Source organism: Paenibacillus ilasis (genome assembly GCF_043195395.1).
GTDB lineage: Bacteria > Bacillota > Bacilli > Paenibacillales > Paenibacillaceae > Paenibacillus_AQ > Paenibacillus_AQ lautus.
The window spans coordinates 1-23,357 of record NZ_JBHDJG010000002.1; the positions used below are offsets into that span (position 1 = coordinate 1).

The 23,357-nt window shown below is 50.8% G+C and carries 22 protein-coding genes, 8 tRNA genes and 1 rRNA gene; 29 read left to right on the plus strand and 2 right to left on the minus strand.

The window, feature by feature from the left end; translation table 11 throughout:
- The 28 genes from ACETK5_RS20190 to trxB form a co-directional block, all read left to right on the plus strand.
- Positions 1–127, plus strand: a 23S ribosomal RNA gene (locus ACETK5_RS20190); the annotation flags it as partial.
- Positions 128–207: 80 nt separating this feature from the next.
- Positions 208–299 (plus strand) — tRNA-Ser (locus tag ACETK5_RS20195).
- A 32-nt stretch (positions 300–331) separates the two neighbouring features.
- Positions 332–408: transfer RNA gene (locus ACETK5_RS20200), tRNA-Met, on the plus strand.
- A gap of 9 nt (positions 409–417) precedes the next feature.
- A tRNA-Val gene (locus tag ACETK5_RS20205) sits at positions 418–493 on the plus strand.
- A 25-nt stretch (positions 494–518) separates the two neighbouring features.
- Positions 519–594, plus strand: a tRNA-Thr gene (locus ACETK5_RS20210).
- A gap of 13 nt (positions 595–607) precedes the next feature.
- Positions 608–684: transfer RNA gene (locus ACETK5_RS20215), tRNA-Asp, on the plus strand.
- A gap of 75 nt (positions 685–759) precedes the next feature.
- Positions 760–832 (plus strand) — tRNA-Phe (locus tag ACETK5_RS20220).
- Between the two features lie 12 nt (positions 833–844).
- A tRNA-Tyr gene (locus ACETK5_RS20225) sits at positions 845–930 on the plus strand.
- A gap of 7 nt (positions 931–937) precedes the next feature.
- A tRNA-Lys gene (locus ACETK5_RS20230) sits at positions 938–1,010 on the plus strand.
- A 139-nt stretch (positions 1,011–1,149) separates the two neighbouring features.
- The gene (locus tag ACETK5_RS20235) at positions 1,150–2,370 is read left to right on the plus strand and encodes a PucR family transcriptional regulator (RefSeq protein ID WP_394057504.1); all 1,221 of its coding nucleotides are present in this window, start codon (positions 1,150–1,152) and stop codon (positions 2,368–2,370) included.
- 108 nt (positions 2,371–2,478) lie between these two features.
- Complete coding sequence (locus tag ACETK5_RS20240) at positions 2,479–3,603, plus strand: ABC transporter ATP-binding protein (RefSeq protein WP_100539532.1); 1,125 nt, start codon at positions 2,479–2,481, stop codon at positions 3,601–3,603.
- Positions 3,604–4,151: 548 nt separating this feature from the next.
- Positions 4,152–5,090: an HPr(Ser) kinase/phosphatase gene (gene hprK, locus ACETK5_RS20245; protein WP_071219440.1), complete on the plus strand. Its 939-nt coding sequence runs from the start codon at positions 4,152–4,154 to the stop codon at positions 5,088–5,090.
- A 20-nt stretch (positions 5,091–5,110) separates the two neighbouring features.
- Positions 5,111–6,235 (plus strand): prolipoprotein diacylglyceryl transferase, encoded by a 1,125-nt coding sequence (gene lgt / locus ACETK5_RS20250; protein WP_394057506.1) that lies wholly within the window; start codon positions 5,111–5,113, stop codon positions 6,233–6,235.
- A 7-nt stretch (positions 6,236–6,242) separates the two neighbouring features.
- The gene (gene ppaX, locus ACETK5_RS20255) at positions 6,243–6,893 is read left to right on the plus strand and encodes a pyrophosphatase PpaX (protein ID WP_127594982.1); all 651 of its coding nucleotides are present in this window, start codon (positions 6,243–6,245) and stop codon (positions 6,891–6,893) included.
- A gap of 13 nt (positions 6,894–6,906) precedes the next feature.
- Positions 6,907–7,413 (plus strand): acyltransferase, encoded by a 507-nt coding sequence (locus tag ACETK5_RS20260; protein ID WP_100539535.1) that lies wholly within the window; start codon positions 6,907–6,909, stop codon positions 7,411–7,413.
- A gap of 181 nt (positions 7,414–7,594) precedes the next feature.
- Positions 7,595–8,821, plus strand: coding sequence for an acyltransferase (locus ACETK5_RS20265; RefSeq protein ID WP_100539536.1), 1,227 nt, complete (start codon positions 7,595–7,597; stop codon positions 8,819–8,821).
- A 338-nt stretch (positions 8,822–9,159) separates the two neighbouring features.
- A complete protein-coding gene (locus ACETK5_RS20270) occupies positions 9,160–10,353 on the plus strand; it encodes an ATP phosphoribosyltransferase regulatory subunit (RefSeq protein WP_326111875.1) in 1,194 nt (397 codons plus the stop codon).
- Between the two features lie 53 nt (positions 10,354–10,406).
- Positions 10,407–11,054 carry an ATP phosphoribosyltransferase gene (gene hisG / locus ACETK5_RS20275; RefSeq protein WP_100539538.1) on the plus strand — a complete coding sequence of 216 codons (648 nt, stop codon included), beginning with the start codon at positions 10,407–10,409 and terminating at the stop codon, positions 11,052–11,054.
- Between the two features lie 125 nt (positions 11,055–11,179).
- Positions 11,180–12,463, plus strand: a complete 1,284-nt coding sequence (gene hisD / locus ACETK5_RS20280) for a histidinol dehydrogenase (RefSeq protein WP_326111874.1) — start codon at positions 11,180–11,182, stop codon at positions 12,461–12,463.
- Between the two features lie 61 nt (positions 12,464–12,524).
- Positions 12,525–13,130 (plus strand): imidazoleglycerol-phosphate dehydratase HisB, encoded by a 606-nt coding sequence (gene hisB, locus ACETK5_RS20285; protein ID WP_009595657.1) that lies wholly within the window; start codon positions 12,525–12,527, stop codon positions 13,128–13,130.
- A gap of 3 nt (positions 13,131–13,133) precedes the next feature.
- Entirely contained in the window at positions 13,134–13,742 is a 609-nt protein-coding gene (hisH, locus tag ACETK5_RS20290) for an imidazole glycerol phosphate synthase subunit HisH (protein ID WP_100539540.1), read from the plus strand.
- 54 nt (positions 13,743–13,796) lie between these two features.
- Complete coding sequence (hisA, locus tag ACETK5_RS20295; protein WP_326111873.1) at positions 13,797–14,528, plus strand: 1-(5-phosphoribosyl)-5-[(5-phosphoribosylamino)methylideneamino]imidazole-4-carboxamide isomerase; 732 nt, start codon at positions 13,797–13,799, stop codon at positions 14,526–14,528.
- A gap of 64 nt (positions 14,529–14,592) precedes the next feature.
- Positions 14,593–15,351: an imidazole glycerol phosphate synthase subunit HisF gene (gene hisF / locus ACETK5_RS20300; RefSeq protein WP_100539542.1), complete on the plus strand. Its 759-nt coding sequence runs from the start codon at positions 14,593–14,595 to the stop codon at positions 15,349–15,351.
- The gene (gene hisIE / locus ACETK5_RS20305) at positions 15,348–16,049 is read left to right on the plus strand and encodes a bifunctional phosphoribosyl-AMP cyclohydrolase/phosphoribosyl-ATP diphosphatase HisIE (protein ID WP_100539543.1); all 702 of its coding nucleotides are present in this window, start codon (positions 15,348–15,350) and stop codon (positions 16,047–16,049) included. Before hisF ends, hisIE begins: the two co-directional genes overlap by 4 nt.
- Positions 16,050–16,061: 12 nt before the next feature.
- Positions 16,062–16,901: a histidinol-phosphatase HisJ gene (gene hisJ, locus ACETK5_RS20310; RefSeq protein WP_100539544.1), complete on the plus strand. Its 840-nt coding sequence runs from the start codon at positions 16,062–16,064 to the stop codon at positions 16,899–16,901.
- 173 nt (positions 16,902–17,074) lie between these two features.
- On the plus strand, positions 17,075–18,025 hold the full coding sequence (locus ACETK5_RS20315) for a ribose-phosphate diphosphokinase (RefSeq protein ID WP_100539545.1): 951 nt from the start codon (positions 17,075–17,077) through the stop codon (positions 18,023–18,025).
- Between the two features lie 143 nt (positions 18,026–18,168).
- A complete protein-coding gene (locus ACETK5_RS20320; RefSeq protein WP_207797518.1) occupies positions 18,169–19,851 on the plus strand; it encodes a tetratricopeptide repeat protein in 1,683 nt (560 codons plus the stop codon).
- A gap of 111 nt (positions 19,852–19,962) precedes the next feature.
- Positions 19,963–20,916, plus strand: coding sequence for a thioredoxin-disulfide reductase (gene trxB / locus ACETK5_RS20325; RefSeq protein ID WP_076326141.1), 954 nt, complete (start codon positions 19,963–19,965; stop codon positions 20,914–20,916).
- A gap of 126 nt (positions 20,917–21,042) precedes the next feature.
- Here the strand turns inward: trxB and ACETK5_RS20330 are convergent, their stop codons facing one another.
- The gene (locus tag ACETK5_RS20330; protein ID WP_394057512.1) at positions 21,043–21,525 is read right to left on the minus strand and encodes a spore coat protein; all 483 of its coding nucleotides are present in this window, start codon (positions 21,523–21,525) and stop codon (positions 21,043–21,045) included.
- A gap of 83 nt (positions 21,526–21,608) precedes the next feature.
- A complete protein-coding gene (locus ACETK5_RS20335; protein ID WP_100539548.1) occupies positions 21,609–22,061 on the minus strand; it encodes a GNAT family N-acetyltransferase in 453 nt (150 codons plus the stop codon).
- 186 nt (positions 22,062–22,247) lie between these two features.
- Here ACETK5_RS20335 and ACETK5_RS20340 point away from each other — a divergent pair, with 186 nt between their 5' ends.
- The gene (locus tag ACETK5_RS20340) at positions 22,248–23,066 is read left to right on the plus strand and encodes a methyltransferase domain-containing protein (RefSeq protein ID WP_100539549.1); all 819 of its coding nucleotides are present in this window, start codon (positions 22,248–22,250) and stop codon (positions 23,064–23,066) included.
- The last annotated feature ends 291 nt before the right edge of the window (positions 23,067–23,357 follow it).

Here is a 23,357-nt window from a genome sequence, read left to right on the forward strand (position 1 = left end):
AGCCCCCCTCAAGATGAGATTTCCCAACTAGTAAGACCCCTTGAAGACGACGAGGTAGATAGGTTGGAGGTGGAAGTGCAGCAATGCATGGAGCTGACCAATACTAATCGGTCGAGGGCTTATCCAACATATTTCAATGTGCTGCAAATTTCGTTTCGTATCTAGTTTTCAGGGAATCAATCTCTGTAACTGCATACAAGTTATGATGGAGAGATACCCAAGTGGCTATAAGGGGACCCTCTGCTAAGGGGTTAGACTGCGTAAGCGGTGCGAGGGTTCGAATCCCTCTCTCTCCGCCATTTGAATAACTTGAACGCAAATAGGTTTATATGGCGGTGTAGCTCAGCTGGCTAGAGCGTACGGTTCATACCCGTGAGGTCGGGGGTTCGATCCCCTCCGCCGCTACCATACATACCTGGAGGCTTAGCTCAGCTGGGAGAGCATCTGCCTTACAAGCAGAGGGTCGGGGGTTCGATCCCCTCAGCCTCCACCATGCACTATTTTTATCACCTTACCATGCCGGTGTAGCTCAATTGGTAGAGCAACTGACTTGTAATCAGTAGGTTGGGGGTTCAAGTCCTCTCGCCGGCACCATTTTTAATAATGTGGAACTGTGGTGTAGAGGCCTAACATGCCTGCCTGTCACGCAGGAGATCGCGGGTTCGAATCCCGTCAGTTCCGCCATTATTAATTTTAAGGAATAAAAATGGTCGGTTTTCCACAGATTAAAGTGGGAATCCGTGCTTTATTTTTATGTAAGGCTCGGTAGCTCAGTCGGTAGAGCAGAGGACTGAAAATCCTCGTGTCGGCGGTTCGATTCCGTCCCGAGCCACCTTTATATCCTGGAGGATTAGCGAAGTGGCCAAACGCAGCAGACTGTAAATCTGTTCTCGTCCGAGTTCGGTGGTTCGAATCCATCATCCTCCACCAGTAATAAGAGCCATTAGCTCAGTTGGTAGAGCACCTGACTTTTAATCAGGGTGTCGAAGGTTCGAGTCCTTCATGGCTCATCCGAAGAGTCGTCAACAACGTTGACGGCTCTTTTTGTGTTGTTTTTAAGCTGTTTTTCCCCAATATAGGTGGATATAGAGAGAAGGCATTGTCGTTTGTACAGGGTGTTATGCTAAAATAAGAAAAAACGATAAAGTGGTGGAGTCATCAATGGTGGAGATGGAGCACATCGTTCAGAAACTAGAGCAGACCTTGGGTACCTCACTCGGTTTAAAAACATTGAATGATCAGGAAGCAGCATGGTTAACAAAATCAATGGCGACCTCACCGCAATTCGGTGATCGGATTGTTCATGAGGAAGGAGCCCAGGGATCGAGTAACCGTAATGGAACCTCACAGAAATCACGAAGGGTTCAAGGCATCTATGTACACAAGGATCTCGGTGAGATTTGGATTCCGGTGAATCAACAGGATCCTCGCCGGGTAATCGTAGCGGATCAAGGTACTTTGACGGAGTCGGAGATTGGGCTTATAACTCTGCTATTGTCCAGCCTTCAGGATACGACGCCAGGGTTAACGTCAAAGAATGCCGGTAAGGTAGAAGAAGAACGGCGCGCCCAACAGTTGGGTGGTTGGTTAAAGGAACGCCTGCAGGCCGGTGAACTGCTAGCGGAGTTACCAGAGGAACTGTTGATTCGGACAAGCTTGACGGAGGACATGGTTCCCTTTCTTCTTATTCATGAGAGTGAGCATGCTCCCACTCCAAGTTATAAGGCGCTGCATCGGTTGTTGCGAAGCTATTTTGACGGGGACATCATTTTGGTGCCACTGCTTGATAAAGAATGGATTATTCTAGCCGACCAAGAATTGCTGGACGGTATAACGACCGATGATAAAGAGGATACTCCGGCAGAAGGCGATCAGGATTTACTCTCCTTATTCTGTATGGGGCTCTACGAGCTTATCTCAACGGAATGGGTGGGGGATTTCCATATCTCCGCGATACCGGCAGTTAATGCTCTCCATGCTCTACCACAGACCGTTAGCATGTTAAGAGAGACCATGACCATCGGCCGTACATTCCAGGTGAAGGAACACATCCATCTGTCGACTGGACTTCATCTGGAGCGTCTGGTCTATAGCATTCCCGAGTACCAGCGCAATCAATTCCTGCGAGAGTACGCTGCCGGACATACCGATTTATTCGAGGATAGTGAGACCTTGTCAACGCTGGAGTCTTTTTTCGAGTTGGATTGTAACGTGAGTGAGACGGCCAAGCACCTGTATATCCACCGTAACACGCTGCTGTACCGCTTGGATAAGATCAAACAGGAGACGGGGCTTGATGTTCGCAGCTTCAGTGATGCGGTTTTAGTGAAAATAACGCTTCTATTGTATAAAGTGACGAAAAGGAAATAGGTTTTTTGTGCAGATTGTGTATAGCAAGTCAGGTGCCTATGGGGTAATATAAGATTATAAATTAATTGTATTCGATTTCATAACATTCATATGAGGGGGCAAATGCACATGGCTGGTGTACGCTTAGAGCATATTTACAAAAAGTATGCAGGTGCGGATAAAGCAACTGTAATTGACGTTAATCTGGATATTAAAGATAAAGAATTCTTGGTATTGGTAGGTCCTTCCGGTTGCGGTAAGTCCACAACACTGCGTATGATCGCAGGTCTTGAGGAAATTTCTGAGGGTAAACTTTACATTGGCGACCGCGTTGTTAACGATGTAGCACCTAAAGATCGCGACATCGCGATGGTATTCCAATCCTACGCCTTGTATCCACATATGAATGTATATCAGAACATGGCATTCGGTTTGAAACTCCGTAAAGTGAAGAAAGACGAAATCGATAAACGTGTACGTGAAGCAGCGAGAATCCTGGATATCGAGCATTTGCTTGAGCGCAAACCAAAAGCTCTGTCCGGTGGTCAGCGTCAGCGTGTTGCCTTGGGTCGTGCGATTGTCCGTGATCCACAAGTCTTCTTGATGGATGAGCCGCTTTCCAACTTGGATGCGAAACTCCGCGGTCAGATGCGTGCCGAAATTACAAAGCTGGTTAAGCGTCTTGAAACCACTTGTATCTATGTAACGCATGACCAAACAGAAGCTATGACGATGGGTGACCGTATCGTTGTTATGCAGGACGGCATTATTCAACAAGCGGATTCCCCAGAGCAACTGTACAACAATCCGAACAACCTGTTCGTTGCTGGTTTCATCGGTTCCCCAACCATGAACTTCATCAACGGCAAATTGTCCGAGCAAAACGGTGGCGTATACTTCACTTCCCAGGGCTTGAACGTTCAAGTACCAGGCGGTAAAGCACAATTGCTCAAAAATAAATCCATGATTGGCAAAGAAGTAATCATGGGTGTTCGTCCGGAAGATATTCATGAAGAGCCAGTCTTCTTGGAAGCTTCTCCGAACACAATCTTCACTGCAAAAGTTGACGTAACCGAGAACCTTGGTCACGAAATGCTCTTGTACCTGAGCGGTTTGGGCACCGATACGGTTATCGGCCGTGTAGACGGACGTTCGACTACTCGTGAAGGCGACAATGTGAAATTGGCACTCGACATGAACAAAGTTCATATCTTTGATAAAGAGTCTGAATTGAACGTATTGCTCGAAGACTAATCTTCAGCAATCGGGATCTCTTGGAAACCGCCCCCTCAAGGGGCGGTTTTTTTAGGAGGAAAAGACATAAATCAAGGTAGTATTCGTATTCACCCCTAAAGAAGGTGTAAGGCGCTTTACGCGGAAGGTAGTAGATATATTCAATGGAATAGCAGATTATATAAAACAGTAAACCCGGAGGCGGAAAAAGAATAGAGTTAATAATGCCTTTCGTAATAAAACATTACATTTATATTATTCAAGTTATAGTACGTAATTGTAGCGTCGGTTCACCCCGATATGAGCCGAATGTCCCTAGCGAATAGTCGAAGAGAATTGCATTCATTGGCTTTTTTCGATAAGATAAGCACAAAGCAAGGGATACATAAGTATGGATCACATGGGATGTTGAAGCGTATTTTATGCTAAGTAACAAACGGCTGTACGGCATGTGAAGCATTGTTTTGTAGAAGGACATAACCGAATCATGAAATATATCATCATAAGACGAGCCGTGGTGACGGTTGCGTTGTGATGTCAACATACAATGGAAGAAGAGGGGTAAGACCATGGCCAAGAAAGTGAAAGTATCCGAGCTGGTCCAGCAGTTTCAGCTGGAGGTCATCGCAGGTGAGGAAGGCTTGAAACGTCAGATTACAACGGACGATCTGAATCGCCCGGGATTGGAAATGGCCGGTTATTTTGAATACCATCCGCGGGAACGGGTTCAGCTAATGGGGCGCACGGAGTTGGCTTTCTTCGGAATGCTGAAGCCAGAAGAGCGGAAAGAGCGGATGCGCAGCCTGTGCACGGAAGAAACACCTTGCATCGTGGTTACACGTTCCTTGGAAGTGCCGGAAGAACTGGTGGAACTCGGGAATGAGAGAGGTTTGCCTGTACTGCGCAGCAGCATGGCGACAACCATTCTGACAAGCCGATTCACAAGCTTCCTGGAGCGTAAACTTGCACCAACTACAACCATCCACGGGGTATTGTGTGATGTTTATGGCGTAGGGATGCTGATAACAGGCTCAAGCGGTATCGGGAAAAGCGAGACGGCACTGGAGCTCGTCAAGCGCGGACACCGTCTAATTGCGGACGATGCGGTGGAGATACGTCAGACATCGGATTTTCAGCTTCACGGAACTGCGCCGGAGCTCATTCGCCATCTTTTGGAGATTCGCGGAGTCGGTATTATTAATGTGATGACGTTATTCGGTGCAGGAGCCGTTCGGAACAATAAACGGATTACGCTTGTTGTTCGATTGGAAGCCTGGCAGCAGGATAAACAGTATGATCGTCTGGGGTTAGATGAAGAGACAACACGAATTATCGAGACAGACATCCCTCTGGTCACCATTCCGGTTCGTCCAGGACGTAACCTTGCGGTTATTATTGAAGTGGCAGCTATGAACTACAGATTGAAACAAATGGGACTGAATGCTGCACTGCAGTTTACGAACAAACTGACAGCTACGATCGCTGAAGATATGGACGATTTGGACTAGGACTAGGGAGGTTATAAAAGATGCAAACATTGCTCATCGATCCGGTGGCGTTCTCCATCGGATCGCTGCGTGTTCATTGGTATGGCTTGATTCTGGGTTTGGGTGCTTTGGCGGGCCTGTTACTGGCCATACGCGAGGGGAAGCGTTTTGGCATTCCGCAAGAATTTTTCATGGATTTGCTCCTGCTTGGCGTTCCTTCCGCTATCATTGGTGCGCGTATTTATTATGTAGCTTTTAAATGGGAAGACTATAAAGACAACTTCCTGGATGTGTTCAAAATATGGAACGGCGGGATTGCCATATTCGGTGCCCTTATTGGTGCCATTATCTGTGCGTTGATCTATGTTCGCCGCAAAGGCTATTCGTTCTGGCGGATTGCTGACATCTGTGCTCCGTCCCTGTTGGCCGGCCAGATCATTGGACGCTGGGGGAACTTCGTTAACCAGGAGGCTTATGGCGGTCCTGTAAGCGAGTCCTTTTTACGCGGACAACTGCACCTGCCTGATTTCATCGTCAATCAAATGAATGTACAAGGCGTATTCCATCATCCTACCTTCTTATATGAATCCTTATGGAACTTGGTGGGTATTGTCATACTGCTTATCCTCCGCAGACAGAAATTCCTGCGCGCAGGCGAACTTTTCATCGGATATTTCATCTGGTATTCCATCGGCCGATTCTTCATTGAAGCGGTGCGCACGGACAGTTTGGCGTTCCAAGGAGCCACCGGACTTGCCGACTTCATTAACAATACGTTATGGGCACCGATGACTTGGATGGGCTTTGAACTGGGCCATCTGGATCCGGCTTACGGCAATATTAGGATCTCCCAGCTGCTGTCCGTGTTGATTGTCATTGGAGGCATCGTACTGATCATTGTACGCCGCGTGACAGGTCGCGCCAATGTGCGGTATTTGGACCCGATCGTGTCGACGAAGACCGGAGCAGGCCCTACGCCTGAAGCGGACCTTCAGACCAATAAAGCCGTGAAGTCGTCTGCGCAGGCACCTGTTAAGCAGGACAAACCGGCAGCAGAGACGGCTGACAAAAGCTCTCTAACCCAAGTCCAGGAGACGGAAGTCAAACCTTCCCCAGTAGAAGATACTCCGGCAATAAAACCAGATACGGAGGACAAAAAGGAGTAGTTGCAGCATGATCGAAACCGTACTGTTTGATTTGGACGGAACCATTATTGATACGAATGAATTGATTATTTCGTCGTTTCTGCATGTCTTCGAGGCTCAGGCCCCGGGGCCGTTAACCAGGGAGCAGATCATTCCACATATGGGAACCACGCTGGAACAGCAGCTGCAGGCGTTCTCGGGAGGCGTCGAGGATGTTAGTCCGCTTGTCAAAGCCTACCGCTCCTTCAACACGCTTCATCATGATGAGATGGTGAGACCGTTCCCCCATGTAAATGAAGTCGTGGAGCGTCTTCATCGTCACGGGCTTTCGCTGGGAATTGTAACCACGAAGATCCGTCCTTCCACGATGATGACTTTGGAAAAGTACGATCTGGAGCGTTTCATGTCGGCGATTGTTACGGTGAACGACGTCGAGCATCCAAAGCCGCATCCTGAGCCCGTTCTGACGGCGATTGAGCGGCTGGGCGCCAATCCGGCTACGACATTGATGATCGGAGACAGCCCGGTTGACATTCAATCTGCCAAGGCGGCGGGCGTGAAGGCCGCCGCTGTAGCTTGGTCCCTGAAGGGTGAGCAGAAGCTGATGGAGTATGGTCCGGATTATGTTTTAAGGGATATGAAAGACCTGTATGAAATCGTAGGACTTCAAGAGGAATAGGAGTTTTGGCAGCATGGCCAGAAAGATTACCCGTTATCCTGTAGAAGGGCCCAACGCGTTATGGCAAATCTACCGCACCGTGAGCCCGATCAAGGGCGTCAAGAACTTCATCTTTATCCAGTTGGCCCGCTATTGTCCTATCCTGCCCTTGAAGAACTGGATATACCGCCATATGCTCGGGATGAAGGTGGGGAAGCATACCGCGTTTGGATTGATGGTCATGGTGGATGTGTTTTTTCCGGAGAAAATATCCATCGGCGAGAATTCGGTCATCGGCTACAATACAACGATTCTTGCTCATGAGTATTTAATAAAGGAATATCGTTTGGGTGAAGTGCGGATCGGGGAGAACGTGCTCATCGGTGCGAACACCACGATTTTGCCTGGCGTAACGATCGGAGATGGAGCGGTTGTTGCTGCAGGGTCTGTCGTACATAAAGATGTGGCACCGGGTGTTTTTGTAGGCGGCAATCCATTGCGAGAGCTGAAAAGGACATCGACGGAAAGTGAGTCAATTTGAGGTAATGTGACAAGTTAGGTTCTCAATCTGCCTGAATTATTGTAGAATGAGTAGAGGATAACATGACACAAAGTGATTCCATAGTCCCCTGGGTATGATAGCCTTGAGGGACTTTTTTGCCCGCCTATCCTTAAACACTGGCTCTATGAAAATACTTGAAATCAAGGAGGCGACGCCTGACATGAGTGCAACGCTGAACAAAAAGGAAAGGCTCCCGCAGCTCGATATTTATCGTGCGCTGGCCATCCTGGGCGTGCTTCACGTTCATGCGACTTCATTTGCAACGGTTGATGCGATTGATTCGCGATTCTATTATATTATTAATTTTTTGAATATTTTCTTTAAATACGGTACACCCTCGTTTATATTCCTAAGCAGTTTTGTGCTGTTCTATAACTATGCAGACCGGCCACTGACCAAGGATCTGATCAAAAACTTCTACAAACGGCGGCTCTTGTATATTTTGCTGCCTTATGTGTTGTTCTCGATTATCTATTTCTTTGTGCGAATGTATCAGAACGGGTTGCTCAACAGCTCATTTGATCTATGGGCACAGATGCCGATTTTCTTTGAACGTTTAATTCGGGGACAGAACTACACGCACTTATATTTTGTATTTATCAGTTTGCAGTTCTATATCCTGTTCCCGATTTTCCTTAAGCTGTTCAAATCGTCACGGTTTCTTGTACGGTGGGCGGTTCCCATCGGGTTCCTGCTGCAATGGGGCTTTATCATTTGGAATAAATACGAGCTGCACTACACGTTTAAAGGAAGCTTGGCCATCTCGTATTTAGCCTACTATATGCTGGGTGCTTATCTGGCGATGAATTATGACAAGTTCAAGGGCTGGCTAACATCATCCTGGAAAAAGCAAACTTCAGGTCAAAGAGCAGGTACGATCGTGTTATGGGCCGGCTGGCTCGCGATGGCGCTAACGCATGTGCAGATTTGGTACAATCAGAGATTGCACGGTGCCAAATACGATTCCCTGTTGTACGAGCTGTTGTGGAATCTGCACACGGTTTTCTCCGCGATTGTGCTGATGCAGCTGGCCAGCTGGCTGTACAACAGCGGTTGGAAACTCATCGTAAGGGTTCTGACACGTATTGGCGAGCTGTCCTTCGCGATCTATCTGGTGCATCCTCTTTGGCTGTTCCTGTATCGGGAGTACGATCTCAAGCTGAATCCGGTAACCGATGACTATCTCATCTGGATATATGGCGGCATGGTAACTGCGCTCATTGTCAGCGCACTGGTGGTACAAACGGTGTTCCGGTGGATTCCAGGCTCCTGGATGCTGCTTGGCAGCGTTCCACGATCATTGAAGCCATCATCCAAAGCACCGAAAGCACCATCGCAGAGAAAAGACACCGTTGCAGGCGACAGCAAGAAATCAGTTGATCTATAACCAAAGCAGGCATACCTTTTTCTTTTCTATCATCATGAAGCAAAGCCGCCCGGCTGCCGGGCGGCTTTTTTTATTATGCCGCATGCACATAGCAAAGTTCATCCATAGACAAGCAAGCCACTCCAGCATGTTCTTGTGTTACAATTATACCCAGAAGTGAAGCGGATTTTTTGGCGGCTAGGCTGGATGACAACTGAGAACGATACATAAGCAGAACGCATCCCTGATGCATTGACGATCAGGCTGGGTTCATGGTAATATAGCCAATATCCTTTAATTTATTAGCAAGGTACCACTTTACCATATTAAAGACTTTACTGAATTTGAGGTGGAGCGTCATGTCTAAACCGAAAGGCTTCGAGAAACCGGCAGGTGTTCGTGATTATCTCCCTCATGCGGTCACCAAGCTGCGTCGGATTGAACGCGAAGTGCTTGCATGCATGGACCGCTGGGGTTACCGGCAGATTATGACACCAACGATGGAATATTACGATACGGTAGGCGTGGCAAGTTCTACGTCGGACCAAAAACTGTTTAAATTATTGAATAAACGCGGGACGACGATGGTGCTGCGGTCCGATCTGACCGCTCCCATAGCACGGGTTATGTCGTCGCTGCTGAAGGATGAGCCGCTGCCGGTGCGTTTGTCTTACCATGCAAATGTGTTTCGCGCAATCGAAGAGGAAGCAGGCCGGGAGGCTGAGTTCTTCCAGACCGGCGTCGAGCTTGTAGGCGATGATACGCCGGAGGCGGATGCCGAGGTGATTGCGCTGGCCATCGAATCCCTGAAGGCGGCAGGCGTGGAGAAATTCAAAATCGCGATGGGACATATGGGTTATCTTAATGGCCTTCTCCAGGAGGTGCTGCCTGAGCGTACGGAGGATCAAGAGAGCCTGAAGCAGGATCTGCTGAACCGCGACTATGTCGGATACAGAAATACCATTGCCAGTCTGCGCCTTACGGAGTCACAGCAGAACCAACTGGAGGGAATCCTAAAGCTGCGCGGGGGCAGGGAGATTGCCGGGCAAGCACTTGAGATTAGCAGCAACGATCTCGCAAGAGCTTCTATTGAGCACCTGTGCAGAGTATGGGAGGTGCTGGAGGCATACGGCGTCTCCAGACATGTTCTGTTTGATCTGACGATGCTCGGCGACTTCTCCTATTACACGGGAATGACGTTCGAGGGATATGCTGCCGAACTGGGCTCGCCCGTCGCAAGCGGTGGTCGTTACGACAAGCTTCTGCAGCAGTTTGGCCGTGCGGTTCCGGCAACCGGCTTTGCACTCAAGACCAATCGCATTCTGGATGGGGTGCAAGGGGAAGAGATTGCGGAGGAGCTGCCTATTCTGATCCGGTACACGGCCTCCTATCGCAAAGAGGGATTGGCAAAAGCATCAGAATTGCGGGCACAGGGCCATACCGTCATCACCTCGATCATCCCGGACTCGGCGAATGTCCGCGATGCGGGGGTACCCGTTATACCCGGCAGCCTGCTTAATCGAGGCTATCGGGAGATCATTACCCTTCAATAGAACGCTGATATATCACTCTATTTTATATAGGTTAAGGTCAGGAGGATGTGAACGTGGCGGAAACGTTGAAAGTAGCGATGCCCAAAGGGCGTATTTATAAAAAAGCATCCGCGCTGTTCCGTTCAGCCGGACTTCCGATTCCCCTCGATGTGGATGAGACGCGCAAGCTGGTCATTCCCTTGCCGGAGGCAGGAATGGAATTTATTCTGGCGAAGCCGGTGGATGTGCCGACTTATGTGGAATACGGTGTCGCGGATATCGGAATCGTTGGCAAGGATGTGCTGATGGAAGAGAACAAAGACGTATATGAGCTGCTGGATCTCGGCATTGCGCGGTGCAGGATGTCGGTTATCGGCTTGCCGGACTGGAAGCCGGGCATACGTCAGCGGGTTGCCACTAAATATCCGAACGTGGCATCACAATATTTCCGTGAACAAGGCCAGCAGGTTGAAGTGGTTAAGCTGAACGGTTCGATCGAGCTTGCACCGCTAATCGGTTTGGCGGACCGGATCGTGGATATGGTGGAAACGGGCCAAACGCTCAAGGAGAACGGACTTATAGAGATGACCAGCATCTTTGAAATTACAAGTCGCCTGATTGCCAATCGTGTCAGCTATCGGATGAAGAATGATGAAATTCAGGCATTGTGCGATCGGCTGCAAACGGTCATTATGTCTGAGGGAGCCGATATACAGCGATAAGAAATGAAGGTATAAACAAAGATGTGCATGGATAGATCGGACAAATAGATTGACGATTCGTAAGAAACGCTAAGCGTGTATCGAAACAAGATGTGATGCAAGCAGCGGGATTGGGGGAGATTAAGGTGAAGGTTGTATCAGCACGGGACTTTCAGCTAAAACGGGAAAATGATTACGGCACACCAGAGCAGAATGAAGTCGTGAAGGCGATCGTGCGGGATATTCGGTCTGAAGGAGATGCTGCCTTGCTGCGGCATACCGAGCAATTGGACCGTGTCCGTCTGACCGCAGATCAGCTTCGAGTTACGGAAGAAGAGCTCAAAGCGGCTTATGATCATGTGGAGCCATCGTTCGTGAAGGCGATTCAGGCCGCGGCGGATAATATTCGGGCTTTCCATGTGAAGCAGAAGCGAAATTCCTGGATGGATCTACAGCCGGATGGCAGCATCTTAGGACAAATCATTCGTCCGTTGAAGCGCGTGGGTGTATATGTACCCGGTGGAAAAGCAGCCTATCCTTCGTCCGTATTGATGAACGTGATCCCGGCGCAAGTGGCAGGCGTGCCCGAGATTGTCATGGTCACCCCTCCGGCTACCGGCGGGAAGGATGGGATTAACCCCTATATCCTGGTCGCTGCGGCCGAAGCGGGCGTTACGGAGATCTACCGCGTAGGAGGAGCTCAAGCGATTGCAGCTTTGGCCTACGGCACGGAGACCATTTCCCCCGTCGATAAAATCTGCGGTCCCGGCAATATTTACGTTGCGCTGGCTAAGCGAGAAGTGTACGGGGCGGTCAATATTGACAGCCTGGCTGGTCCGAGCGAGATTGCGGTATTGGCCGATGACAGCGCAGATGCTTCGTATATTGCGGCGGATTTGCTCTCCCAAGCAGAGCATGACGAAATGGCATCCGCCATTCTCGTGACGCCTTCGCGCAAGCTGGGCGAGGCGGTTGCCACTGAAGTGGTGCGGCAGCTTGAGCTGCTGCCGCGGCGCGACATCGCCCGAGCTTCCGTTGACACTTACGGTGCGGTGATCATAACGGAATCCCTTAGAGAAGGGATCGAGGTTATTAACCGTTTGGCGCCGGAACATCTGGAAATCGTGACGGAGGAGCCGATGGCGATTGTGGGCCAGATCGAGAACGCGGGTGCAATCTTCCTGGGGCCATACAGCTCGGAGCCGGTAGGCGATTATTTTGCAGGACCGAATCATATCATCCCGACGAATGGGACGGCACGGTTCGCATCGCCGGTTGATCTGGACGATTTCATTAAGAAATCGAGTTTGATCTACTACAGCAAGGAGGCCTTGCTGCGCGACGGCGAGCAGATTATGGAGCTGGCCCGGCGCGAAGGGCTTGAAGGCCATGCCCGGGCGATCGAGATTCGGCTTGAACAGGAGAGTTAAGCATCAAAGAGGAACTTGAATGATTCGTGCATACTAGATACGTTTAGAGGAGGCAATCAACGTGAGCAGTTTGGATGCAGCAGCAAGATCAGCCGGCGTGAGCCGCAAAACCAATGAGACCGACATTGCCCTGGATTTCAATGTCGATGGAACCGGGATTTCGGAATTGGAGACCGATGTGCCGTTTCTGAATCATATGCTTGACTTGTTTACGAAGCATGGCCAGTTCGATCTTCGCGTCAAGGCGAAAGGCGATATCGAGATCGATGACCACCACACGGTGGAGGATATCGGGATTTGCCTGGGGCAGACGTTCCGGGAAGCGCTGGGCGATAAAAAAGGGATCAAGCGGTATGCCAGCGTGTTTGTACCGATGGATGAGGCGCTTGCTCAAGTCATTGTGGATATCAGCAACCGCCCGCATTTTGAGTATCGGGCCGAGTATCCTTCGCAGCAGGTAGGCTCTTTTCATACCGAGCTTGTCCATGAATTTCTGTGGAAGTTGGCGCTGGAAGCCCGGATCACGCTGCATGTCATCGTTCATTACGGACACAATACCCACCATATGATTGAAGCGGTGTTTAAGGCGCTCGGCCGTGCATTGGATGAGGCGACTACCGTGGATCCGCGGGTGACCGGCGTGCCATCCACGAAGGGAGTGCTCTAATCGATGGCCATTGCAATCGTGGATTACGGCATGGGCAATCTGCACAGCGTCAGTAAAGCAGTGGAGCGGCTTGGATATAAGCCGCTTCTGACGGGGGAGCGTGAGGAGATTCTGGCGGCGGATGGCATCATTCTGCCCGGGGTCGGCGCGTTCGGAGATGCCATGGAGCAGTTGCGCGAAACCTCGCTGGACTCGGTCATGAAGGAAGCTGCGGAATCGGGGAAGCCGCTGCTGGGGATTTGCCTCGGCATGCAGCTCCTGTTCAGCCGAAGCGAGGAGCATGGCAAGTATGAAGGACTGGATATTTTGCCCGGATCGGTTGTACGGTTTGCGGGTGGTGACTACAAGGTGCCGCATATGGGCTGGAATTCGTTGCAGTTCGAGAAGCGGGAGCATCCGCTGTTTGCGGGGCTTGAGGAAGGTCATGTGTATTTTGTCCACTCGTATCATGTTCTTCCTGAGGTTCAGGCTGATTTGCTGGCGGTTACCGATTACGGTCAGCCAGTGACGGCCATCGTGGGCCGTGGTTCGGTATACGGCATGCAGTTCCATCCCGAGAAGAGCGGGGAGCTTGGGATGAGCCTGCTTCGGAATTTTTTAGCTTTAACATAGGCTTTAACGTAATGTAAGGCGATCAAATAGACCAGAAGGAAAGTGGGAATGGGGATGTCCTCTTTTATCATATATCCGGCAATCGATATTCGTGGTGGCAAATGCGTCAGGCTCGTGCAAGGTGATTATAATCAAGAAACGGTATACAATGACAATCCGCTCGAGGTAGCCAAATCGTGGGAAGAGCAGGGCGGCACCTTTATTCATCTTGTAGATTTGGACGGAGCAAAGGCTGGTCATCCAGTGAATGACGATATCATCGGGAAGATCGCATCCAGCGTCCAGGTTCCGGTTCAGGTAGGCGGAGGCTTGCGTACGCTGGCGGATGTGGAGCGGCTGCTCTCGCTTGGCGTCAGCCGGGTTATCATCGGTACGGCGGCAATTGAAGACCGTGTCTTTACGGAAGAGGTGCTGGGAAAATACGGCGATAAGGTGGCCATCGGGATCGACGCGCGCAACGGATACGTCGCAACAAGGGGCTGGCTGGAAACGTCGGAGGTTCAAGCCGAGGTGTTGGCTAAGGAGCTGGCAGCCAAAGGAGCGGAAACCTTCATCTTTACCGATATTTCCCGCGACGGGATGATGCAGGGGCCTAACGTAGAGGCGATTGTCTCGCTTGCCAAAGCCAGCGGCCGCTCGGTCATCGCTTCGGGAGGCGTGACGAAGCTGGACGATCTGCTGGCGCTCAGCGCGCACAGCGGTGACGGTGTAGGCGGAGCAATCGTAGGCAAGGCGCTGTATACAGGCAATATTGACCTGAACGAGGCCATTTCGCGAATCAAGTGAGGCTGGACCTTGGATCCGTTCAAATAAGCGATTGATTGAGTTCAAAGGGGAAGAGGGGAAAGGCATGCTGGCAAAACGGATCATACCTTGCTTGGACGTGAAGGACGGCCGGGTGGTGAAGGGCGTAAATTTTGTGAATCTCCGCGATGCGGGCGATCCCGTGGAATTGGCGGCGCTCTATGACCGGGAAGGCGCAGACGAGCTAGTCTTTCTGGATATATCAGCTTCGGTTGAAGGCCGGGCAACGATGGAAGAAGTCGTTCGGAGAACGGCAGGTGAAATCGCCATTCCTTTTACCGTGGGTGGAGGGATCTCGTCCGTCGAGGACATGAAGCGGATTCTGCGTGCGGGCGCGGATAAAATCGGGATGAATACGGCCGCGGTCAAGCAGCCTGAGCTGATCTCCGCCGGAGCACGCAAATTCGGCTCCCAATGCATCGTCGTGGCGATCGACGCCAAGTACAACGAAACGTGGGGAGAATGGGAAGTGTACACGCACGGCGGACGTACGCCTTCCGGCATCAAAGCGCTGGATTGGGTAAAACAGGCGGAGAGCCTGGGTGCGGGCGAGATTTTGTTGACCAGCATGGATGCGGACGGTACAAAGGATGGGTTCGATCTGTCGCTAACCTCTGCCGTATCTTCGACGGTGCAGATCCCGGTCATCGCGTCCGGCGGCGCCGGCAAAGAGGATCACTTCTATGACGTGTTCACCAAGGGGAAGGCGGATGCGGGTCTTGCCGCAACGATTTTTCACTATAAAGAGATCTCGATTCCTCATCTGAAGTTGCATCTTAGTCAAAAAGGAGTGGATATACGGTGAGCGAAGATATGTTGAAGGATTTATCCCTGGAGCAGGTCAGCGAGCACATCCGTTGGGATGCCTCGGGCCTGGTGCCGGCGATTGTACAGGATGCACAGAGCAAGCAGGTGCTGATGATGGCTTATATGAATCGGGAGTCTCTTCGATTGACGCTGGAAAGCGGCGAAACTTGGTTCTGGAGCCGTTCGCGCGAGGAGCTGTGGCATAAGGGGGCAACATCCGGGAACGTCCAGACGGTAGTATCCATGACGTACGACTGTGATGGAGACACCCTCTTACTGCAGGTGAATCCGAAGGGACCGGCTTGTCATACCGGACAAACGACCTGCTTCCACAATGAGATTACCGTTCAGGGGCAGAAAAGCGGGTCAGGGAGTAACCCTTCAGCTGCTGAGAGCGGGCGGTTTGCGGTTCTTGCCGAGTTGGAAGAGGTCATTGCCCAGCGTGAAGTGGAGCGGCCTGAAGGGGCTTATACGACATACCTCTTTGATAAAGGGGTGGACAAAATCCTTAAGAAGGTGGGCGAAGAAGCCTCCGAAACGATCATCGCCGCCAAAAATAAAGACAACGCCGAGCTGAAGCTTGAGATCAGCGATCTGATCTACCACCTGCTGGTGCTTCTTCAGGAGCGGAAGCTCCCGCTGGATGAGATCATGGATGAGCTGAGCCGCCGCCATGAACGGCCGCGCCGCGATTAGGAGGCCTGCTCGATGCATATTGATTACCATACCCATCATGCCCGGTGCGGGCATGCCGAGGGGCAGCTGGAGGAGTATGTTCGGCGCGCCATTGAACTCGGGTTGGATCAATTGGGCTTGTCGGATCATATGCCCTTGATTCACGTCAACCCGGAGACGTATTATCCGGAGATGGCCATGCCGATGGACGAGCTGCCGCGTTACGTGGAAGAGTGCCTGCAGCTGAAGGAGCGTTACAAAGGACAGATTGACATTCGGATTGGTATCGAAGGCGATTATATCGAGGGATATGAAGAACAGATCGAGCGGATCGTGAAAGACTATCCTTGGGATTATGTCATTGGCTCCGTTCATTTTCTTGGTGAATGGGATATTACGGATTACCGCCAGACCCAAGGCTGGGAGGGCAAGGATCCGCTTGAGGTCTATCAACAATATTATGATGCGGTGCAGAAGGCCGCCGCGACCGGCTTTTATGATATCATGGGCCATCTGGATGTGATTAAGCGGTTCGGATATGGGCCAGGACCCGAGCAGAAGCCGGACGTGATCGCTCTGGAGCGAGCCGCGCTTGCGGCCGTGGCCCAAAGCGGGCGAGCCATGGAGCTGAACGCCTCCGGTTTATCGAAGGCCTGTGAGGAAATGTTTCCGAGCCGCCGCATGCTGGAGGAAGCGATGAAGCTTGGCATTCCGTTGACTTTAGGGTCGGATGCCCATCAGCCGATGAAGCTGGGCGAGCATCTGGACAAGGCCCGGACACTGCTCTGGGAGCTTGGCGTTCGGGAGATCGCGACCTTCCGTAACCGGAAGCGGGAGATGGTGCTTTTGAATGTTGAGGGAAACGATGTATAATAAAGAAAAGCTCTAATTGCAAACAGGTTTATTGCAGACGGCTGTTTTCTACTCCTAGAGACCCTTCTTCGAAGAGGTTGAAGGAGGCGGGAACAGCCTGATTTGACGATAGCGCTTTCAACGAGATCGCTGCATCAGCCGACATTATCAACCACTCTCGTCAGGAGGTCCTCATGTATCGTTCATTACGATTGTTCGCCGGAACTTCCAATCCGACGCTTGCCGCAAATATCAGTCAGCAGTTGGGAGTTGAACTGGGAAAGATCAAGATTTCCCGCTTTCAGAGTGGCGAAGTTTATGTACACTTTGAAGAGAGCATCCGCAATTGCGATGTTTTTCTACTGCAGTCCTTTTCTCACCCGATCAATGAAATGTTCGTAGAACTGCTGGTGATGATTGATGCCGCAAAGCGTGCTTCCGCCAGAACGATCAATATCATTGTGCCCTATTACGGTTATGCCAGACAGGAACGAAAGTCAGCGCCTCGTGAACCGATATCGGCCAAAATGGTAGCCGATGTGCTGACCACAGCCGGGGCCAACCGCGTGATTACGATTGATCTGCATGCGCCCGCCATTCAAGGTTTCTTCAATATACCGGTGGATCATCTGACTGCACTGGATCTGATTACGGAGTATCTGAAGTCCAAGAATATCGAGAACCCGGTCATCGTATCCCCCGATGCCGGGCGGGCGAAGACAGCCGAGAAGCTCGCAAGCCGCTTGGGATCGCCGTTTGCCATGATGGTCAAGCAGCGTCCTGCCCATAACGAAGCCGTTATCACCCATGTGATTGGGGACGTGGCAGGGCGTACGCCGATTATTATCGAGGACTTGATTGATACCGGAACCACCATCGTGCAAGTGGTCGAAGGTCTTAAGGAACGGGGAGCTAACGATGCCATCGTTTGTGCGACCCATGGGCTCTTCTCCGGTGAAGCGCTAAGCCGTCTGGACCATGCTCACATCGAGGAAATCGTGGTCACAGACTCCATCGTGCTCCCGGATCATCACTGCAAGATGCGGCTTAAGGTGCTGTCTGTTGCGCCCATGTTGGCCCAGGCAACCCACATTATTATCGAGGGCGGATCGATCGCCACTTTATTCAAAGACGCCGGTGTGTAAACTGGTGTCTTTTTTCTGCAAATGACGTTGAAACTTGTGTTATACTGTTGTGGATAGAGGAGCAAGTTAAAGGAGGTGCCTTGCTTTTCGTGAATGGTCATCCATATGGGTCCAGTGACCCCCACAATGTTATATCTATCGAGATGAATGCCAATTTCTTCTTCGATCGCGCGGTTCGTTCGCTTGATCGTTTCCAATATGACAAGGCTCTGAAATATTTTCGCAAAGCTGTTGAATATGAACCGGATAATCCGGTGAATCATTGCAATATGGCGGGTATATTATCAGAGACGGGAGATTATAAAGCTTCCAACGATGTGCTGGCTCACGTTCTGGAGCAGGTTGACCCGTTGATGACGGAGTGCTATTTCTATATGGCGAACAACTACGCCAATATGGAACAGTTCGAGAAAGCGGAAGAAGCGCTTGTCACCTATCTGGAAGAGGATCCCAGCGGTCAGTTTCTGGATGAGGCCGAGGAGATGATGGAGCTGCTTCATTACGAGCTGAATCGTCCTGCCAAGCTGAACCGGATCAAGAGTCGTGAAGGCGTGGTCGAGCATGAGCATGCCCGGGCACTGCTTGAGGAAGGGAAATTCGCTCAAGCGGTCAAGCTGTTGGAGGAAATCGTCAAGGATAATCCGGATTTTCTGGCTGCGCGCAACAATCTGGCTCTGGCTTATTATTATATGGGGCGCTTTGATACCGCGAAGCGCACGATTGGCGAGGTGTTGGATCAGGAGCCGGGCAATCTGCACGGTCTATGCAATCTGGCTATCTTCTTTCAGCATGAAGGAAATCAGGAACAGCGCGACCGATTGATGGACATGCTAACGGTGACGGTTCCTTTTCATCAGGAGCATGTATTTAAGCTGGCGACAACGATGGGAATACTGGGGCAGCATGAAATCGCCTACGGTCATTTTCGCCGCTTGTTGAAGGAAGAGGAGTTTAGCGGAGATCCTAGTCTGTATCATTATACTGCTGCTGCGGCTTGCAATAGCGGTTATTATGATAAGGCCGAGAAATATTGGCGGCAAGCATTGAAGCTGGACGGAGACTCGGTGATTCCGAATTTCTATCTGGCACAGCTGCAAAAGCGTAAAGAGACCGGTACGGACCAGATGAAGGTGAGTTATCACTATCATCTTCCATTCGAAGAGCAGTTCAAACGCTGGGAGCATGACGGCGACAAATTGACGGAGGAAGCGAAGCAGAATCCGCTGATTCGATCTTCGTTCTTCTGGGCGCTCCGACATGGCGATCCCCATACCAAGCTGCAGGTGATCCGGACGTTGGAATTGATTGCCGATGAAGAGGTGCAGCATGCGCTGCAGTCGTTCTTGCAGGAGCCGGGAGAGGATGCGGAGCTGAAGGATGCCGCCCGCCTGGTACTCCAGCAGATGGAGGCCGCAAGCAATCGGCTGAAGGAACGCCGCGACGATCGCGATGTATCCAGCAGCAAGACCCGCGAGGTGCTGCCGGATTGGCTGCCTTCCTGGAAAGCGGTGCTGGAGAAGGCAGAGCAGACGATGGACATGCGGGTAGACGCTTTTTGGAAAAAAGAGATGGAGAATCTCTGGTCCGATTTCCTAAGCCGGCTGTATCCTGATATTCCGAACATTCGGAATGTGGAGGGCTGGGCAGCGGCATTGGAATATCTGACGGCCAAGAAGCGCGGACGAACCCTGACCTATGAACAGGTGGCTGTCCGTTATGGTATATCGCCATCAACCGTTAGCCGTTACGCACGTCAAATGGATAGCGTATGTGAAACGAAAGCACAGCCGGATGATAATTTTCGGCCATTTACGGAAAACATTTAAGTAAGAACCCATATTCGGATACTTAGGAGACCTTGGTACATGAAGATTCCATAAGTCCAGAATAGAATGAAGCACGCAACAAAAATCGACACCTTAAAGGAGGCCGTATCTATGTACAAATCAATCGTAATCGGAACAGGACCTGCCGGATTGACGGCAGCCATCTACTTGGCACGCGCGAACTTGAAGCCGCTCGTTATCGAAGGAATGCAGCCGGGCGGTCAACTTACGACAACGACGGAGGTTGAGAACTTCCCTGGATTTCCGCAAGGAATCATGGGTCCTGAGCTGATGGATAATATGCGTCAACAAGCGGAGCGCTTCGGTGCGGAGTTCAAGAGTGCCTGGGTCGAGTCCGTTGATTTCTCCGAGCGTCCGTTCAAGGTGAATGTCGAGGGCATGGGCGAGCTTCTGGCTGAGTCCGTGATTATCTCGACAGGAGCTTCCGCGAAGTATCTTGGAATTCCGGGAGAGCAGGAGAACGTTGGCCGCGGCGTAAGCACATGCGCAACATGCGACGGATTCTTCTTCCGCGGGAAAAAGATCATTGTCATCGGCGGCGGCGACTCCGCGATGGAGGAAGCCAGCTTCTTGACGCGTTTTGCTTCCAGCGTAACGGTAGTGAACCGTCGTACCGAACTGCGTGCATCCAAGATCATGCAGGATCGCGCACGTGAGAACGAGAAGATCCAGTGGGCTCTGGACCGTACGCCGGTTGAGGTGGTTACCAGCGAAACCGGTGTTAAGGGGCTAAAGGTCCGCAACAACGAGACCGGAGAAGATGAACTGATTGAAGCGGAAGGCGTGTTCGTGGCGATCGGCCATACGCCGAACACGGGCTTCCTTGGCAATCAGATTACAACCGATCCGACCGGCTACATCCTGGTTAAACCGGGTACGACGGAGACGAACATCCCGGGCGTATTCGCCTGTGGTGACGTTCAGGATACGCGTTACCGTCAAGCGATTACGGCTGCAGGCACAGGCTGTATGGCCGCTATGGACTGTGAGAAATATCTCGAGGGTCATATGGTGCATGACTGGAGCGAAACGCTGAATAAATAATCCCTATCTTTTTGAGGGATGATATGTAAATTAGAAAAAGCCTCTGAGCTATACAGCTGACGGTATTGGCGAGAATAACATCTCGTAAAAACCTGTCTTGTGTAGCCCGGGGCTTTTTTGCTGAGGTTAGAGACTTAATGCCTTGTTGGCATTTTTCACGTCATTCTCCAGCAGCTGCTTCAAATTGTAAGATGGATACAGACCGCGCGCATACATAAAATAGAAGACCTTCCCGTGCAGCTCAATGGCTTTGTTCAACTGCTTCTGCAGGGTTTCTCTTACGCTAGGCGTTGCGGCTTCGGTAATGGCAATAGCGTAGCTGCGGACAGAGGTTTTGGCAAAGCCCAAGAGATGGCCAGCGTAATACGCCGTCATATCGGCACCGGAAAGACTACGGGTTCCGGTTGGGGCTTCCGAATAGTAAGGTAAAAGCTCTCGTAAGTTTTGTTCTACTCCTTGGATCGCCTCGGTGTATAGTCCATGGAGCTGAGGATCTTTAATATCATGCAATGACATTTTGAACCCCATCAGGTGGTTAGCCTGAAAGGCGGTTAATTCATGAATCTCCAGCGTTTCATGCCAAGCAAGATGCCTCGGGTTTTGACTCATGCTCAATAGATTCTCCTCCATAATCAATATGCGATAGCCTATTCACCGAATGAAGGAGTGGTGCATAGCCCAGCCCCGAAACCTTACAAATCTAACGACAACCGCACCATGTCGCGCAGCAGCATGCCGTTCTCATAGATTTCCTCTTCGTAATGACGGACAAAAAAGTCCCGATCGATGCCTGTCATCCGAAATCCGCATTTCTGATACAGCGCCAGCTGCGCCACGCCGGTACTCCCTGTGCCAACTTCAATCGTTGCATATCCCAGCTCTCGTGCTTGCCCGATGGCATGATTCACGAGCTGTTTGCCATATCCCTGGCCGTGCAGATTCTCGCTTACGGCAACGTTAACCAGCTCGATCGTATCGGGCCTTGTCGGCAGCAGAACGTAGACCCCGATTGGATGCGAGTCCTCTTCAGCCACATAGCAATGACCTCGTTTTACATAGTCCTCTACAAGCCTGATCGACGGGTCTGCAAGGAGCAGCAGGTCCATAGGGGGTTTTTCATGAGTATTCAGCTTTCTAATGTTCACGAGCGTTCTCCCTTATTATCATCTATAGTGATTTTAAAACAGGTTTATTGTAACATGCCTGGGCACTGAATTCCTGAATTTGGATGATTTCAACTGGCGGTTGAATTCTTCCGGGATTCAAAGATCGGGTTATTGTGTGCCCCGTGCAGGCCCCCTACAATGTGGTTATATAGGAGTGTGATACGTATGAGAGACATGTTAGCCAAAAATATTCATCGTTACCGCAAAGAACGGGGGTTTACGCAGGAGGGATTGGCCCACAAGCTGGGCGTTACGTTCCAGGCGGTATCCAAATGGGAAACGGGACAGACCATGCCCGATATTGCGCTGCTTCCCGAGCTCTCACTGCTGCTTGATGTCAGCATCGATAAGTTGTTTGGTTATTCTGGGGCGGGCAAGCCGATCAGCATATATGAAGAGGAGTATAAAACACCAGGGTACTATTGGGGCACGGAGCCGAACGCAGCCTGTTATCAGGTGCTTGAAATGATCCCGCCCACAAGAAGGGTAAAGCTGCTGGATATCGGGTGCGGTGAAGGGAAGGATGCCGTGTTTTTTGCCCGTAACGGCTATGATGTCACAGCATTCGACATTTCGGATGCGGGGATTGAGAAAACGAAGCGATTGGCCGATCACATCGGGGTTCACGTGAACGTATTCAAGGCGGATATTTCCGATTACCGTCTGGACTCGGAGTTTGACGTGCTGTATTCCAGCGGCGTGCTGCATTATATCCGACCCGAGTATCGTGAAGAGATCTTTGCGAATTATAAAAAATTCACGTCGGCAGAGGGACTTCATTGCCTTAATGTGTTCGTACAAAAGCCGTTCATTGCGCCTCCTCCCGAGGATGAGCCGTACGCTTACGACTGGAGGTCCGGGGAGCTTATGATGCATTATCACGATTGGTTGATTCACAGCTGCCCTGAGGTGATTTTTGATTGCAATTCGTCGGGTATACCGCACCGTCATGCGATGAGTAAGTTGATTGCACAGAAGGCGTAAGGAAGGCGACTTGAAAAGCCGAGTATAGACGGTTACCAATCCGGGTACGGCAAGAATGGTAATCCACCAACGAGAAGATGATGCTGGAGAGCTAACGATTAGCATCAAGCATCATCACAACCGCCAATTTGGCGGTTTTCTTAAGATATCAGAAAGTATACACTTCGAAGCTTGTGACTTCCTGATATCGCAAGAAAAACTTCTTCTAACTGCGGTCTGTCATCTGTGAAGGTGCGTCGATAGACGTTTTTCTTGCTTGTTGGTATAAATATGAGGATTGTTAACATAGCG